Annotated in this window: 18 protein-coding genes; all 18 read left to right on the forward strand. The window is 36.0% G+C overall.

Annotated elements, in window-relative coordinates:
* The 18 genes from dnaA (at position 1) to SPPN_RS00090 (ending at position 16,716) form a co-directional block, all read left to right on the forward strand.
* The gene (dnaA, locus tag SPPN_RS00005) at positions 1–1,362 is read left to right on the forward strand and encodes a chromosomal replication initiator protein DnaA (protein WP_014017163.1); all 1,362 of its coding nucleotides are present in this window, start codon (positions 1–3) and stop codon (positions 1,360–1,362) included.
* Positions 1,363–1,520: 158 nt separating this feature from the next.
* On the forward strand, positions 1,521–2,657 hold the full coding sequence (gene dnaN / locus SPPN_RS00010; protein WP_000581137.1) for a DNA polymerase III subunit beta: 1,137 nt from the start codon (positions 1,521–1,523) through the stop codon (positions 2,655–2,657).
* Between the two features lie 64 nt (positions 2,658–2,721).
* On the forward strand, positions 2,722–2,916 hold the full coding sequence (locus tag SPPN_RS00015) for a DUF951 domain-containing protein (protein ID WP_000285182.1): 195 nt from the start codon (positions 2,722–2,724) through the stop codon (positions 2,914–2,916).
* An 83-nt stretch (positions 2,917–2,999) separates the two neighbouring features.
* Positions 3,000–4,115 (forward strand): redox-regulated ATPase YchF, encoded by a 1,116-nt coding sequence (ychF, locus tag SPPN_RS00020; protein WP_001218709.1) that lies wholly within the window; start codon positions 3,000–3,002, stop codon positions 4,113–4,115.
* Positions 4,116–4,186: 71 nt separating this feature from the next.
* The gene (pth, locus tag SPPN_RS00025; protein ID WP_000163938.1) at positions 4,187–4,756 is read left to right on the forward strand and encodes an aminoacyl-tRNA hydrolase; all 570 of its coding nucleotides are present in this window, start codon (positions 4,187–4,189) and stop codon (positions 4,754–4,756) included.
* On the forward strand, positions 4,757–8,266 hold the full coding sequence (gene mfd, locus SPPN_RS00030) for a transcription-repair coupling factor (protein WP_000258126.1): 3,510 nt from the start codon (positions 4,757–4,759) through the stop codon (positions 8,264–8,266).
* A gap of 57 nt (positions 8,267–8,323) precedes the next feature.
* Positions 8,324–8,590, forward strand: coding sequence for an RNA-binding S4 domain-containing protein (locus SPPN_RS00035; RefSeq protein WP_001234978.1), 267 nt, complete (start codon positions 8,324–8,326; stop codon positions 8,588–8,590).
* Complete coding sequence (locus SPPN_RS00040) at positions 8,583–8,951, forward strand: septum formation initiator family protein (protein WP_000041903.1); 369 nt, start codon at positions 8,583–8,585, stop codon at positions 8,949–8,951. The genes SPPN_RS00035 and SPPN_RS00040 overlap by 8 nt, the downstream gene beginning before the upstream one ends.
* A 4-nt stretch (positions 8,952–8,955) precedes the next feature.
* Positions 8,956–9,078, forward strand: coding sequence for an SP_0009 family protein (locus SPPN_RS14115; RefSeq protein WP_000429334.1), 123 nt, complete (start codon positions 8,956–8,958; stop codon positions 9,076–9,078).
* Positions 9,071–10,339, forward strand: a complete 1,269-nt coding sequence (locus tag SPPN_RS00050) for a serine hydrolase (RefSeq protein WP_001224763.1) — start codon at positions 9,071–9,073, stop codon at positions 10,337–10,339. The genes SPPN_RS14115 and SPPN_RS00050 overlap by 8 nt, the downstream gene beginning before the upstream one ends.
* Complete coding sequence (tilS, locus tag SPPN_RS00055; RefSeq protein WP_001209058.1) at positions 10,336–11,613, forward strand: tRNA lysidine(34) synthetase TilS; 1,278 nt, start codon at positions 10,336–10,338, stop codon at positions 11,611–11,613. Before SPPN_RS00050 ends, tilS begins: the two co-directional genes overlap by 4 nt.
* A 4-nt stretch (positions 11,614–11,617) precedes the next feature.
* Complete coding sequence (hpt, locus tag SPPN_RS00060; RefSeq protein WP_000892175.1) at positions 11,618–12,160, forward strand: hypoxanthine phosphoribosyltransferase; 543 nt, start codon at positions 11,618–11,620, stop codon at positions 12,158–12,160.
* 15 nt (positions 12,161–12,175) lie between these two features.
* On the forward strand, positions 12,176–14,134 hold the full coding sequence (ftsH, locus tag SPPN_RS00065; RefSeq protein WP_000744568.1) for an ATP-dependent zinc metalloprotease FtsH: 1,959 nt from the start codon (positions 12,176–12,178) through the stop codon (positions 14,132–14,134).
* Between the two features lie 119 nt (positions 14,135–14,253).
* The gene (locus SPPN_RS00070) at positions 14,254–14,733 is read left to right on the forward strand and encodes a sigma-70 RNA polymerase sigma factor region 4 domain-containing protein (RefSeq protein WP_000588858.1); all 480 of its coding nucleotides are present in this window, start codon (positions 14,254–14,256) and stop codon (positions 14,731–14,733) included.
* A 582-nt stretch (positions 14,734–15,315) separates the two neighbouring features.
* Positions 15,316–15,576: a DUF1372 family protein gene (locus tag SPPN_RS00075; protein WP_000819334.1), complete on the forward strand. Its 261-nt coding sequence runs from the start codon at positions 15,316–15,318 to the stop codon at positions 15,574–15,576.
* Positions 15,573–16,064 (forward strand): MazG-like family protein, encoded by a 492-nt coding sequence (locus SPPN_RS00080; RefSeq protein ID WP_001093849.1) that lies wholly within the window; start codon positions 15,573–15,575, stop codon positions 16,062–16,064. Before SPPN_RS00075 ends, SPPN_RS00080 begins: the two co-directional genes overlap by 4 nt.
* Positions 16,061–16,483: a YopX family protein gene (locus tag SPPN_RS00085; RefSeq protein WP_000187974.1), complete on the forward strand. Its 423-nt coding sequence runs from the start codon at positions 16,061–16,063 to the stop codon at positions 16,481–16,483. The genes SPPN_RS00080 and SPPN_RS00085 overlap by 4 nt, the downstream gene beginning before the upstream one ends.
* Complete coding sequence (locus SPPN_RS00090) at positions 16,480–16,716, forward strand: DUF3310 domain-containing protein (RefSeq protein WP_001067625.1); 237 nt, start codon at positions 16,480–16,482, stop codon at positions 16,714–16,716. The genes SPPN_RS00085 and SPPN_RS00090 overlap by 4 nt, the downstream gene beginning before the upstream one ends.
* Positions 16,717–16,736 lie beyond the last annotated feature (20 nt).

Here is a 16,736-nt window from a genome sequence, read left to right on the forward strand (position 1 = left end):
TTGAAAGAAAAACAATTTTGGAATCGTATATTAGAATTTGCTCAAGAAAGACTGACTCGATCCATGTATGATTTCTATGCTATTCAAGCTGAACTCATCAAGGTAGAGGAAAATGTTGCCACTATATTTTTACCACGATCTGAAATGGAAATGGTCTGGGAAAAACAACTAAAAGATATTATTGTAGTTGCCGGATTTGAAATTTATGATGCTGAGATAACTCCCCACTATATTTTCACTAAACCTCAAGATACGGCTAGCTCACAAGTTGAAGAAGCTACAAATTTAACTCTTTATGACTATAGTCCAAAGTTAGTATCTATTCCTTATTCAGATACGGGATTAAAAGAAAAGTATACCTTTGATAACTTTATTCAAGGGGATGGAAACGTTTGGGCTGTATCAGCTGCTTTGGCTGTCTCTGAAGATTTGGCTCTGACCTATAACCCTCTTTTTATCTATGGAGGACCTGGGCTTGGTAAGACTCACCTGTTAAACGCTATTGGAAATGAAATTCTAAAAAATATTCCAAATGCGCGTGTTAAATACATTCCTGCAGAAAGCTTTATCAATGACTTTCTGGATCACCTAAGACTTGGGGAAATGGAAAAGTTTAAAAAAACCTATCGTAGTCTTGATCTTTTGTTAATCGATGATATCCAGTCACTCAGCGGAAAAAAAGTTGCAACTCAGGAAGAATTTTTCAATACCTTTAACGCCCTTCATGACAAGCAAAAACAGATTGTCCTAACCAGTGATCGTAGTCCAAAGCATTTAGAAGGGCTCGAAGAAAGGCTTGTCACGCGCTTTAGTTGGGGATTGACACAAACTATCACCCCCCCTGACTTTGAAACACGTATTGCCATTTTACAAAGTAAAACGGAACATTTAGACTACAATTTCCAAAGTGATACTCTAGAATACCTAGCTGGGCAATTTGATTCAAATGTTCGAGATCTTGAGGGAGCTATCAACGACATCACTTTAATTGCCAGAGTAAAAAACATCAAGGATATCACTATTGATATTGCTGCAGAAGCTATTAGAGCTCGAAAACAAGATGTTAGCCAAATTCTCGTCATCCCAATTGACAAAATCCAAAATGAAGTTGGTAACTTTTATGGTGTCAGCGTCAAAGAAATGAAGGGAAGTAGACGCCTTCAAAATATTGTGTTAGCCCGTCAAGTAGCCATGTATTTATCTAGAGAACTAACAGATAATAGTCTTCCAAAAATTGGTAAGGAATTTGGTGGTAAAGATCACACAACAGTTATTCATGCCTATGCTAAAATTAAATCTTTGATTGATGAAGACGATAATTTACGCTTAGAAATTGAATCAATCAAAAAGAAAATCAAATAAGTTGTGGATAACTTTTACTTTATTATCTTTTTTATCCACATTTTTTAAACAAGCCCAAAAACTTGATATGACTTGTTTAAAGTCTGTTTTCCACAGATTTCACAGACTCTATTATTACTATTATCCTTCTAATACTAAAAATAAATAAAGGAGAATCCATGATTCATTTTTCAATTAATAAAAATTTATTTCTACAAGCATTAAATATTACTAAGAGAGCTATTAGTTCTAAAAATGCCATTCCTATTTTATCAACTGTCAAAATTGACGTGACCAACGAAGGTGTTACTTTAATTGGTTCAAATGGTCAGATTTCAATTGAAAATTTTATTTCTCAAAAAAATGAAGATGCTGGTTTGTTAATTACTTCTTTAGGTTCTATCCTTCTTGAAGCTTCTTTCTTTATCAATGTGGTATCTAGCCTACCTGATGTAACTCTTGATTTTAAAGAAATTGAACAAAATCAAATTGTTTTAACCAGTGGAAAATCAGAAATTACCCTAAAAGGAAAAGATAGCGAACAGTACCCACGAATCCAAGAAATTTCAGCAAGTACTCCTTTAATTCTTGAAACAAAATTACTCAAGAAAATTATCAATGAAACAGCTTTTGCTGCAAGTACACAAGAGAGTCGTCCAATTTTGACAGGTGTTCATTTTGTATTGAATCAACACAAGGAGCTAAAAACAGTTGCAACAGACTCTCATCGCCTAAGCCAGAAAAAATTAACGCTTGAGAAAAATAGTGATGATTTTGATGTCGTAATTCCTAGCCGTTCTCTACGCGAATTTTCAGCGGTATTTACAGATGATATCGAAACTGTAGAGATTTTCTTTGCCAATAACCAAATCCTCTTTAGAAGCGAAAATATTAGCTTCTATACTCGTCTCCTAGAAGGAAACTATCCTGATACAGATCGCTTGATTCCAACAGACTTTAACACTACTATTACTTTTGATGTGGTAAACTTACGCCAGTCAATGGAACGTGCTCGTCTTTTATCAAGTGCTACTCAAAATGGTACTGTGAAACTTGAAATTAAAGATGGGGTTGTTAGCGCCCATGTTCACTCTCCAGAAGTTGGTAAAGTAAACGAAGAAATCGATACTGATCAGGTTACTGGTGAAGATTTGACTATTAGTTTCAACCCAACTTACTTGATTGATTCACTCAAGGCTTTAAATAGCGAAAAGGTGACCATTAGCTTTATCTCAGCTGTTCGTCCATTTACTCTTGTTCCAGCAGATACTGATGAAGACTTCATGCAGCTCATTACACCAGTTCGTACAAATTAAGTTAAAGAGGTTGAGCCTGGCTCGCCTCTTTTATGATATAATCGAAAAAGAAAAGGAGAGTAGTATGTATCAAGTTGGAAATTTTGTTGAAATGAAAAAACCACATGCTTGTACTATCAAGTCAACTGGTAAAAAAGCAAATCGTTGGGAAATTACACGTATAGGGGCAGATATCAAAATCCAATGCAGTAATTGTGACCATGTTGTCATGATGGGACGCTATGATTTTGATCGAAAAATGAATAAAATCATTGACTGAGAACCCTTAGTTAGGGGGTTAGCAAGTTTTACCTTTTTGTGTTATAATATTAGGGATTGAAATGAAAACGGAGAATGAGAAATATGGCTTTGACAGCAGGTATCGTTGGTTTGCCAAACGTTGGTAAATCAACACTATTTAATGCAATTACAAAAGCAGGAGCAGAGGCAGCAAACTACCCATTTGCGACGATTGATCCAAACGTTGGAATGGTTGAAGTTCCAGATGAACGCCTACAAAAACTAACTGAAATGATTACTCCTAAAAAGACAGTGCCAACAACATTTGAATTTACAGATATTGCAGGGATTGTAAAAGGAGCTTCAAAAGGAGAAGGGCTAGGGAATAAATTCTTGGCCAATATTCGTGAAGTAGATGCGATTGTTCACGTAGTTCGTGCTTTTGATGATGAAAATGTGATGCGCGAGCAAGGACGTGAAGACGCCTTTGTAGATCCACTTGCCGATATTGACACCATTAACCTAGAATTGATTCTTGCTGACTTAGAATCGGTGAACAAACGATATGCGCGTGTAGAAAAGATGGCACGTACGCAAAAAGATAAAGAATCAGTAGCTGAGTTTAATGTTCTTCAAAAGATTAAACCAGTCCTTGAAGATGGGAAATCAGCTCGAACTATTGAATTTACAGATGAGGAACAAAAGGTTGTAAAAGGTCTTTTCCTTTTGACGACTAAACCAGTGCTCTATGTTGCTAATGTTGACGAGGATGTGGTTTCAGAACCTGACTCTATCGACTATGTCAAACAAATTCGTGAATTTGCAGCGACAGAAAATGCTGAAGTAGTCGTCATTTCTGCGCGTGCTGAGGAAGAAATTTCTGAATTGGACGATGAAGATAAAAAAGAGTTTCTTGAAGCCATTGGTTTGACAGAATCAGGTGTAGATAAGTTGACGCGTGCAGCTTACCACTTGCTTGGATTGGGAACTTACTTCACAGCTGGTGAAAAAGAAGTTCGCGCTTGGACTTTCAAACGTAGTATGAAGGCTCCTCAAGCAGCTGGGATTATCCACTCAGACTTTGAAAAAGGATTTATTCGTGCAGTAACCATGTCATATGAGGATTTAGTGAAATACGGATCTGAAAAGGCCGTAAAAGAAGCTGGACGCTTGCGTGAAGAAGGAAAAGAATATATCGTTCAAGATGGCGATATCATGGAATTCCGCTTTAATGTCTAAAAAATTAATAAATGGTGTCAATTAGGTTGGAAAAAAATTCCAACCCTTTTGGCTTTTGAAAGGAAAAATAAATGACCAAATTACTTGTAGGCTTGGGAAATCCAGGAGATAAATATTTTGAAACAAAACACAATGTTGGATTTATGTTGATTGACCAACTAGCGAAAAAACAAAATGTCACTTTTACACATGATAAGATATTTCAAGCTGACCTAGCATCCTTTTTCCTAAATGGAGAAAAAATTTATCTTGTCAAACCAACGACATTTATGAATGAAAGTGGAAAAGCGGTTCATGCTTTATTGACTTATTATGGTTTGGATATTGAAGATTTACTCATCATTTACGATGATCTTGACATGGAAGTTGGAAAGATTCGTTTAAGAGCAAAAGGTTCAGCAGGTGGTCATAATGGTATCAAGTCTATTATTCAACATATTGGAACCCAAACCTTTAATCGTGTTAAGATTGGAATCGGAAGACCTAAAAATGGCATGTCAGTTGTTAACCATGTTTTGAGTACCTTTGACAAGGATGATTATATCGGTATTTTACAGTCTATTGACAAAGTTGACGACTCTGTAAACTACTATTTACAAGAGAAAAACTTTGAAAAAACGATGCAGAGGTATAACGGATAAATGGTGACCTTATTAGATTTATTCTCAGAAAATGATCAGATAAAAAAATGGCATCAAAATCTGACAGATAAGAAAAGACAATTAATGTTAGGTTTGTCAACTTCTACAAAAGCTTTAGCAATAGCTAGTAGTTTGAGACAGGAAGATAAGATTGTGTTATTGACGTCAACTTATGGAGAAGCAGAAGGACTTGTTAGTGATCTTCTATCTATCTTGGGTGAGGAATTTGTCTATCCATTTTTGGTAGATGACTCCCCTATGGTAGAATTTTTGATGTCTTCACAAGAAAAAATCATTTCACGGGTTGAAGCCTTGCGTTTTTTGACTGATTCATCTAAGAAAGGGATTTTAGTTTGTAATATCGCAGCAAGTCGATTGATTTTACCGTCTCCAAATGTATTCAAAGATAGTATTGTAAAAATCTCAATCGGTGAAGAATATGATCAACACGCGATTATCCATCAGTTGAAGGAAATTGGCTATCGAAAAGTTACACAAGTACAAACTCAAGGCGAATTTAGTCTTCGAGGAGATATTTTAGATATTTTTGAAATATCCCAGTTAGAACCTTGCCGAATTGAGTTTTTTGGTGATGAAATTGATGGTATCAGGTCATTTGAAGTAGAAACACAATTATCGAAAGAAAATAAGACAGAACTCACCATATTTCCAGCTAGCGACATAATTTTGAGAGAAAAGGATTATCAACGAGGTCAGTCAGCTTTAGAAAAACAGATTTCAAAAACGTTATCACCTATTTTAAAATCATACTTAGAAGAAATTCTTTCAAGTTTTCACCAAAAACAAATGCATTCTGATTCACGGAAATTTTTATCTTTATGCTATGATAAGACATGGACTGTATTTGATTATATTGAAAAAAACATACCAATATTCTTTGATGATTATCAAAAATTGATGAATCAGTATGAAGTCTTTGAAAGAGAATTAGCGCAGTACTTTACAGAAGAATTACAGAATAGTAAAGCATTTTCTGATATGCAGTATTTTGCTGATATTGAACAAATCTATAAAAAACAAAGTCCGGTGACTTTTTTCTCTAATCTTCAAAAGGGACTAGGAAATCTCAAGTTTGACCAAATTTATCAATTTAATCAATATCCTATGCAGGAGTTTTTCAATCAATTTTCTTTTTTAAAAGAAGAAATTGAACGATACAAAAAAATGGATTACACTATTATCCTGCAATCTAGCAATTCAATGGGAAGTAAAACATTGGAGGATATGTTAGAGGAATATCAGATTAAATTGGATTCCAGAGATAAGTCAAGAATCTATCAACAATCTGTAAACTTAATTGAGAGTAACCTAAGACATGGTTTTCATTTTGTAGATGAAAAGATTTTATTGATAACTGAACATGAGATTTTTCAAAAGAAATTGAAACGTCGTTTTCGAAGACAGCATGTTTCAAACGCAGAGAGATTAAAAGATTACAATGAACTTGAAAAAGGAGATTACGTTGTTCACCATATTCATGGGATTGGTCAATATCTAGGAATTGAAACAATTGAAATCAAGGGGATTCACCGTGATTATGTTAGTGTTCAATACCAAAACGGGGATCAAATCTCTATCCCAGTAGAACAGATTCATCTACTGTCTAAATATGTTTCAAGTGATGGGAAAGCTCCAAAGCTCAATAAATTAAATGACGGTCATTTTAAAAAGGCCAAGCAAAAGGTTAAGAACCAGGTAGAGGATATAGCTGACGATTTAATTAAACTCTACTCTGAACGTAACCAGTTGAAGGGTTTTGCTTTTTCAGCTGATAATGAAGATCAAGATGCCTTTGATGATGCTTTCCCTTATGTTGAAACGGATGATCAACTTCGTAGTATTGAGGAAATCAAGAGAGATATGCAGGCTTCTCAGCCAATGGATAGACTTTTAGTTGGGGATGTTGGTTTTGGAAAGACTGAAGTTGCTATGCGTGCAGCCTTTAAGGCAGTCAATGATCACAAACAGGCTGTCGTCTTAGTTCCGACGACGGTTTTAGCGCAACAGCACTATACAAATTTTAAGGAACGATTCCAAAATTTTGCAGTTAATATTGATGTATTGAGTCGCTTTAGAAGTAAAAAAGAGCAGACTGAAACACTTGAAAAATTAAAAAACGGTCAAGTTGATATTTTGATTGGAACCCATCGTGTTTTGTCAAAAGATGTTGTGTTTGCTGATTTGGGCTTGATGATTATTGATGAAGAACAACGATTTGGTGTCAAGCACAAGGAAACCTTGAAAGAGTTGAAGAAACAAGTGGATGTCCTAACTTTGACCGCTACTCCAATCCCTCGTACCCTCCATATGTCTATGTTGGGAATCAGAGATTTGTCTGTTATTGAAACTCCGCCGACTAATCGTTATCCTGTTCAGACATATGTTTTGGAAAAGAATGATAGTGTCATTCGTGATGCTGTTTTGCGTGAAATGGAGCGTGGAGGTCAAGTTTACTACCTTTACAACAAAGTTGACACGATTGACCAGAAGGTTTCAGAATTACAGGAGTTGATTCCAGAGGCTTCGATTGGTTATGTTCATGGTAGAATGAGTGAAATCCAGTTGGAAAATACTCTACTAGACTTTATTGAGGGACAATACGATATCTTGGTGACGACTACCATTATTGAGACAGGGGTGGACATTCCAAATGCCAATACTTTGTTTATTGAAAATGCGGACCATATGGGTTTGTCAACCTTGTATCAGTTAAGAGGAAGAGTCGGTCGTAGTAATCGTATTGCTTATGCCTATCTCATGTATCGTCCAGAAAAATCAATCAGTGAAGTCTCTGAAAAGAGATTAGAGGCAATCAAAGGATTTACAGAATTGGGCTCTGGATTTAAGATTGCTATGCGAGATCTTTCGATTCGTGGAGCAGGGAATCTCCTAGGAAAATCCCAGTCTGGTTTCATTGATTCTGTTGGTTTTGAATTGTATTCACAGTTACTAGAGGAAGCTATTGCTAAACGAAACGGTAATGCTAACGCTAACACAAGAACCAAAGGGAATGCTGAGTTGATTTTGCAAATTGATGCCTATCTTCCTGATACTTATATTTCTGACCAACGACATAAGATTGAAATTTACAAGAAAATTCGTCAAATTGACAGCTGTGTCAATTATGAAGAGTTACAAGAGGAGTTGATAGACCGTTTTGGAGAATACCCAGATGTAGTTGCTTATCTTTTAGAGATTGGTTTAGTCAAGTCATATTTGGACAAGGTCTTTGTTCAACGTGTGGAAAGAAAAGATAATAAAATTACAATTCAATTTGAAAAAGTCACTCAACGACTGTTTTTAGCTCAAGATTATTTTAAATCTTTATCCGCAACGAACTTAAAAGCAGGCATCGCTGAGAATAAGGGATCAATGGAGCTTGTATTTGATGTCCGAAATAAGAAAGATTATGAAATTTTAGAAGGTCTGCTGATTTTTGGAGAAAGTTTATTAGAGATAAAAGAGTCTAAGAAAGAAAATTCCATTTGATATTTTTCTTCTATAAAGTAGATAAAAATGGTACAATAATAAGTTGAGGTAATAAGGATGAGATTAGACAAATATTTAAAAGTATCACGAATTATCAAGCGTCGTACAGTCGCAAAGGAAGTAGCAGATAAAGGCAGAATTAAGGTTAATGGAATCTTGGCCAAAAGTTCAACGGATTTGAAAGTTAATGACCAAGTTGAAATTCGCTTTGGCAATAAGTTGCTACTTGTAAAAGTACTGGAGATGAAAGATAGTACAAAAAAAGAAGATGCAGCAGGCATGTATGAAATTATCAGTGAAACACGGGTAGAAGAAAATGTCTAAAAATATTGTACAATTGAATAATTCTTTTATTCAAAATGAACACCAACGTCGTCGCTACCTGATGAAAGAACGACAAAAACGGAATCGTTTTATGGGGTGGGTATTGATTTTGATTATGCTATTATTTATCTTGCCAACTTTTAATTTAGCGCAGAGCTATCAGCAATTACTCCAAAGACGTCAGCAATTAGCAGACTTGCAAACTCAGTATCAAACCTTGAGTGATGAAAAGGATAAGGAGACAGCATTTGCTACCAAGTTGAAAGATGAGGATTATGCTGCCAAATATACACGAGCGAAGTACTATTATTCTAAGTCGAGGGAAATAGTTTATACGATTCCTGACTTGCTTCAAAGGTGATAAAATGGAAAATTTATTAGATGTAATTGAGCAATTTTTGAGTTTATCAGATGAAAAGCTGGAAGAATTGGCTGATAAAAATCAATTATTGCGTTTACAAGAAGAAAAGGAAAGGAAGAATGCGTAAATTCTTAATTATTTTGTTGCTACCGAGTTTTTTGACCATCTCAAAAGTCGTTAGCACAGAAAAAGAAGTCGTCTATACTTCGAAAGAAATTTATTACCTTTCACAATCTGACTTTGGTATTTATTTTAGAGAAAAGCTAAGTTCTCCTATGGTTTATGGAGAAGTTCCTGTCTATGCGAATGAAGATTTAGTAGTGGAATCTGGAAAATTGACTCCTAAAACAAGTTTTCAAATAACCGAGTGGCGCTTAAATAAACAAGGAATTCCGGTATTTAAGCTATCAAATCATCAATTTATAGCTGCGGACAAACGATTTTTATATGATCAGTCAGAGGTAACTTCAACAATAAAAAAAGTATGGTTAGAATCTGACTTTAAACTGTATAATAGCCCTTATGATTTAAAAGAAGTGAAATCATCCTTATCAGCTTATTCGCAAGTATCAATCGACAAAACCATGTTTGTAGAAGGAAGAGAATTTCTACATATTGATCAGGTTGGATGGGTAGCTAAAGAATCAACTTCTGAAGAAGATAATCGGATGAGTAAAGTCCAAGAAATGTTATCGGAAAAATATCAGAAGGATTCATTCTCTATTTATGTTAAGCAACTGACTACTGGAAAAGAAGCAGGTATCAATCAAGATGAAAAGATGTATGCAGCTAGCGTTTTGAAACTCCCTTATCTCTATTATGCGCAAGAAAAAATAAATGATGGTCTTTATCAGTTAGATACGACTGTAAAATACGTATCTGCAGTCAATGATTTTCCAGGTTCTTATAAACCAGAGGGAAGTGGTAGTCTTCCTAAAAAAGAGGATAATAAAGAGTATTCTCTCAAGGACTTAATCACAAAAGTATCTAAAGAATCTGATAATGTAGCTCATAATCTATTGGGTTATTACATTTCAAACCAATCTGATGCCACATTCAAATCCAAGATGTCTGCCATTATGGGAGATGATTGGAATCCAAAAGAAAAATTGATTTCTTCCAAGATGGCCGGGAAGGTCATGGAAGCTATTTATAATCAAAATGGATTTGTGCTAGAGTCTTTGACTAAAACAGATTTTGATAATCAGCGAATTGCCAAAGGTGTTTCTGTGAAGGTAGCTCATAAAATTGGGGATGCGGACGAATTTAAGCATGATACGGGTGTTATCTACGCAGATTTTCCATTTATTCTTTCTATTTTCACTAAGAATTCTGATTATGATACGATTTCTCAGATAGCCAAGGATGTTTATGAGGTTCTAAAATGAGAGAACAAGATTTTTTAAATCATTTTCTCAAGAGAGGATATTTTAAAAAGCATACTAAGGTGGTGCTAGCTCTTTCTGGTGGATTAGATTCTATGTTTCTATTTAAGGTATTGTTTACTTATCAAAAAGAGTTAGAGATTGAATTGATTCTGGCTCATGTGAATCATAAGCAGAGAATTGAATCAGATTGGGAAGAACAGGAATTAAGGAAGTTGGCTGCTGAATTTGGACTTCCTATTTATGTCAGCAATTTTTCAGGAGAATTTTCAGAAGCGCGTGCACGAAATTTTCGCTATGATTTTTTTCAAGAGGTCATGAAAAAGACAGGTGCGACAGCCTTAGTCACTGCCCACCATGCGGATGACCAGGTGGAAACGATTTTGATGCGCTTGATTCGAGGTACTCGCTTGCGCTATCTATCAGGAATTAAGGAGAAGCAAGTAGTCGGAGAGATAGAAATCATTCGTCCCTTCTTGCATTTTCAGAAAAAAGACTTTCCATCAATTTTTCACTTTGAAGATACATCAAATCAGGAGAATCATTATTTTCGAAATCGTATTCGAAACTCTTACTTACCAGAATTGGAAAAAGAAAATCCTCGATTTAGGGATGCAATCTTAGGCATTGGCAATGAAATTTTAGATTATGATTTGGCAATAGCTGAATTATCTAACAATATTAATGTGGAAGATTTACAGCAGTTATTTTCTTACTCTGAGTCTACACAAAGAGTTTTACTTCAAACTTATCTGAATCGTTTTCCAGATTTGAATCTTACAAAAGCTCAGTTTGCTGAAGTTCAGCAGATTTTAAAATCTAAAAGCCAGTATCGTCATCCGATTAAAAATGGCTATGAATTGATAAAAGAGTACCAACAGTTTCAGATTTGTAAAATCAGTCCGCAGGCTGATGAAAAGGAAGATGAACTTGTGTTACACTATCAAAATCAGGTAGCTTATCAAGGATATTTATTTTCTTTTGGACTTCCATTAGAAGGTGAATCAATTCAACAAATACCTGTTTCACGTGAAACATCCATACACATTCGTCATCGAAAAACAGGAGATGTTTTGATTCAAAATGGGCATAGAAAAAAACTCAGACGTTTATTTATTGATTTGAAAATCCCTATGGAAAAGCGAAAATCTGCTCTGATTATTGAGCAATTTGGTGAAATTGTCTCAATTTTGGGAATTGCGACCAGTAATTTGAGTAAAAACACGAAAAATGATATAATGAACACTGTACTTTATATAGAAAAAATAGATAGGTAAAAAAATGTTAGAAAACGATATTAAAAAAATTCTCGTTTCACACGATGAAATTACAGAAGCTGCTAAAAAATTAGGTGCTCAACTCACTAAAGACTATGCAGGAAAAAATCCAATCTTAGTCGGGATTTTAAAAGGATCTATTCCTTTTATGGCTGAATTGGTTAAACATATTGATACACATATTGAAATGGACTTCATGATGGTTTCTAGCTACCATGGTGGAACAGCAAGTAGTGGTGTTATCAATATTAAACAAGATGTGACTCAAGATATCAAAGGAAGACATGTTCTATTTGTAGAAGATATCATTGATACAGGTCAAACTTTGAAGAATTTGCGAGATATGTTTATTGCAAGAGAAGCAGCTTCTGTTAAGATTGCAACCTTGTTGGATAAACCAGAAGGACGTGTTGTAGAAATTGAGGCAGACTATACCTGCTTTACTATCCCAAATGAGTTTGTAGTAGGTTATGGTTTAGACTACAAAGAAAATTATCGTAATCTTCCTTATGTTGGAGTATTGAAAGAAGAAGTGTATTCAAATTAGAAAGAATAATTTTTAATGAAAAAACAAAATAATGGTTTAATTAAAAATCCATTTCTATGGTTATTACTTATTTTTTTCCTAGTTACAGCTTACCAGTATTTTAGTACAGGTAGTGTTGCAGGGAAAAGTGAGCAAATTAATTATACAGAATTGGTAAAAGAAATTACCGATGACAATGTAAAAGAATTAACCTACCAACCAAATGGCAGTGTTATCGAAGTTTCGGGTGTTTATAAAAATCCTAAAACAAGTAGAGAAGAAACAGGCATTCAGTTTTTCACGCCATCTGTTACTAAGGTAGAGAAATTTACCAGCACTATTCTTCCTGCAGATACTACCGTATCAGAATTGCAAAAACTTGCTACTGACCATAAAGCAGAAGTAACTGTTAAGCATGAAAGTTCAAGTGGTATGTGGATTAATCTACTCGTATCCATTGTGCCATTTGGAATTCTATTCTTCTTCCTATTCTCTATGATGGGAAATATGGGAGGAGGAAATGGCCGTAATCCAATGAGTTTTGGACGTAGTAAGGCTAAAGCTGCAAATAAAGAAGATATTAAAGTAAGATTTTCAGATGTTGCTGGAGCTGAGGAAGAAAAACAAGAACTAGTTGAAGTTGTTGAATTCTTAAAAGATCCAAAACGATTTACAAAACTTGGGGCTCGTATTCCAGCAGGTGTCCTTCTGGAGGGACCTCCGGGAACAGGTAAAACTTTGCTTGCTAAAGCAGTCGCCGGAGAAGCAGGTGTTCCATTCTTGAGTATCTCAGGTTCTGATTTTGTAGAAATGTTTGTCGGAGTTGGAGCTAGTCGTGTTCGTTCTCTTTTTGAAGATGCCAAAAAAGCAGCGCCAGCTATCATCTTTATCGATGAAATTGATGCTGTTGGTCGCCAACGTGGTGTCGGCCTCGGTGGAGGAAATGATGAACGTGAGCAAACCTTGAACCAACTCTTGATTGAGATGGATGGTTTTGAGGGAAATGAAGGGATTATCGTCATTGCTGCGACAAACCGTTCAGATGTACTAGACCCTGCCCTTTTACGTCCAGGACGTTTTGATAGAAAAGTATTGGTTGGTCGCCCTGATGTTAAAGGTCGTGAAGCAATCTTGAAAGTTCATGCTAAGAACAAGCCTTTAGCAGAAGATGTTGATTTGAAATTAGTGGCTCAACAAACTCCAGGCTTTGTTGGTGCTGATTTAGAGAATGTCTTGAATGAAGCAGCCTTGGTTGCTGCTCGTCGCAATAAATCGATAATTGATGCTTCAGATATTGATGAAGCAGAAGATAGAGTGATTGCTGGACCTTCTAAGAAAGATAAGACAGTTTCACAAAAAGAACGTGAATTGGTTGCCTACCATGAGGCAGGACATACCATTGTTGGCCTAGTCTTATCGAATGCCCGCGTTGTTCATAAGGTTACAATTGTACCAAGAGGCCGTGCAGGCGGATACATGATTGCACTTCCTAAAGAAGATCAAATGCTTCTATCTAAAGAAGATATGAAAGAGCAATTGGCTGGCTTAATGGGTGGACGTGTAGCTGAAGAAATTATCTTTAATGTCCAAACTACAGGAGCTTCAAACGACTTTGAACAGGCGACACAAATGGCGCGTGCAATGGTTACAGAGTACGGTATGAGTGAAAAACTTGGCCCAGTACAATATGAAGGAAATCATGCTATGTTTGGTGCACAGAGTCCTCAAAAATCAATTTCAGAACAAACAGCTTATGAAATTGACGAAGAGGTTCGTTTATTATTGAATGAAGCACGAAATAAAGCTGCTGAAATTATTCAGTCAAATCGTGAAACTCACAAGTTGATTGCAGAAGCACTATTGAAATACGAAACATTGGATAGTACACAAATTAAATCTCTCTATGAAACAGGAAAGATGCCTGAAGCAGTAGAAGAGGAATCTCATGCATTATCTTATGATGAAGTAAAGTCAAAAATGAATGATGAAAAATAACCCAAAGAGAGGCAAGACCTCTCTTTTTTGTGCAGTTGAGGAGCTAAAGGGTGCAGAATGGATGAAATGTACCAAAAGTGTTTCTAATCTGTTAGACTGTATCTAGAAAGGGGAAAATTATGATTAAAGAATTGTATGAAGAAGTCCAAGGGACTGTGTATAAGTGTAGAAATGAATATTACCTTCATTTATGGGAATTGTCGGATTGGGACCAAGAGGGAATGATATGTCTATATGAATTGATTAGTAAAGAAGAAGGATTAGTAGAAGATATCTCTCGTTTAAGGAAATATTTTAAGACTAAGTTTCGGAATCGAATTCTAGACTATATCCGTAAACAAGAAAGCTACAAACGAAGATATAATAAAGAACCATATGAAGAAGTAGGTGAGATTAGTCATCGTATAAGCGAGGGAGGTCTGTGGATAGATGACTATTATCTCTTTTATGAAACACTAAGAGATTATAGAAACAAACAAAGTAAAGAGAAACAAGAAGAGCTAGAACGCATTTTAAGAAATGAACGATTCCGAGGGCGTCAAAGAGTGTTAAGAGACTTACGTATTGTGTTTAAAGAGTTTGACATCCGTAGCCGGTAAGAAGCAATGCAAAAAAATGAAAAAAATAGGAAAAGGTGTGTCAATCGAAAGTGATGATGCCCCAAAAAATGGTGAGATTGAGGGCAATTATTTTGCTTTCATTTGACACGAGGAACCCTTGAAGCTGTTTTTTCAGCTAAACCAAGGCTAGTCTTAGCCTTGGCTCTCTAGCCTCACAACTCCAAGCCTCTTATCAAATGAAATGCTTGTCTTAGACTCCTTACTTTCTCTCTCCTAAATGTAAGGGATAGAGTGATTTCCTTTAAGGAACAGCTTCCCATTTAGCGAGAAATAGATTATACTTGTAGCTGAGGAGAATGAAGCTCCTCACTAGTAAACTCTTCATAATCCTTTTTATTTTTCTGAAGATATTGTTTGAAAGATGTGAGTTTCCACGGATGGGTTTGTGGAGGGACGTGGAGTGATGAGCCTTACGCTAAATAGCACAATTCGAGACTTAGTTTTGGCAATCGGAGAAGTTATCGTGGGTTCTGATGGTAAAACCACTACAGCGATACTGGAGATACCTGATCAAAGCTTTTACTTAGAGATTGAGCTTAAATTGAAGGAGGAGGTCATAGATTGAAACGATTCATAGCAATCTGGATTCTGGTATCTGCTGGACTAAACATCTGGCAGATGGACAGGATTCGAGATTTGGAAGAGAAGAAGCCGCTGGTTATCTATAAGGCGGATAACGCAGGCGCTGAGATTTTTGGTAAGGTCGTCGAGAAAGGACGACACGGCAAGCTATATACGCTTACTATTCGTGACTACGGCATTTTCGTAGTTACTAAGGACGTGTATGAGAAGATTAGAGTAGGGGATGAGGTACTACTATGAACACACTAGAAAAAGTCAAACAATGGTTTATTGACCGTGATTTAGAAAACGGTGGACGACTAGACAAGCAGTCATTAAAACTTAGCGAAGAGTTCGGTGAGTTGTGCGCAGGCTATCTCAAGAAGAATGAGAAGCTGACCAAGGATAGCATTGGAGATTGCGCAGTCGTGATTGTCGGTCTGGGATTGTTGAGCAAAGTGGATTTGGATAGTATTTTTGAAGAGTCGAAGAATGTTAGAAAGAACGATATTATGACATCATTCGCGTACGCAAATACATGTATTAGCAACATTCAAACAGAACAACATCTGAAACTTATGACCTTACGTATAAAATCATTGACTCTATTGATTGGTCATCTAAAATCAATCAGCAAGTCGCTAGGTTATGATTTTGAAGAGTGTTTTGAACTGGCATACCAAGAAATCAAAGATCGCAAGGGTCGTTGGATTGATGGCAGCTTTGTGAAGGAGGAGGATTTGGCATGACACCAAAATTTAGAGTGTGGGATAGCGTAGAAAAGAAATTCGTAGAACATTTTTTTATCACAGATAACGGCTTGATTTGCAACATGGAAAAACCAACATCGGACTCCAAACTTCTTATTCCTATCGAAAAGTCAGAATTGATCCTCATGCAATCAACAGGACTCAAGGATAAGAACGGGGTGGAGATTTTCGAGGAGGATGTGGTTTCTAGGAATAGTGGAATGCCCAGCGTAGTCAAATTTGGTAAATGGATTTATGAGGAAGATTTTGGATATAAAATAAAAAATATCGGGTTTCACCTTAATTCTAGTTATGATGATGAATGGTTTCAAGCTATGGACTATGAAGATATTCGCAAGAATTATGAAGTCATTGGCAATATCTACGAAAACCCAGAACTTTTGGAGGATAAGGAATGAACCCAGAAATAATTGACAATATAAACAAACCAAGCCACTACCAAGGTGCAAACGGTCTTGAGGCTATCGATGTTGTGCATAACTTCGTTGGGAGCCTTTCCGGAGCGTCTGCTTTCTTTTGGGGCAACGCAATCAAGTATATGCTACGGTTTCAAAAGAAAAACGGTCTGGAAGACCTGAAGAAAGCACGTAAGAACCTTGATTGGTTGATTGAGGAATTAGAGAAGAACTAAAAAAGCCCAATCCATAAGGA

Origin of the sequence: Streptococcus pseudopneumoniae IS7493, from assembly GCF_000221985.1 — a bacterium.
Classification (GTDB): domain Bacteria; phylum Bacillota; class Bacilli; order Lactobacillales; family Streptococcaceae; genus Streptococcus; species Streptococcus pseudopneumoniae.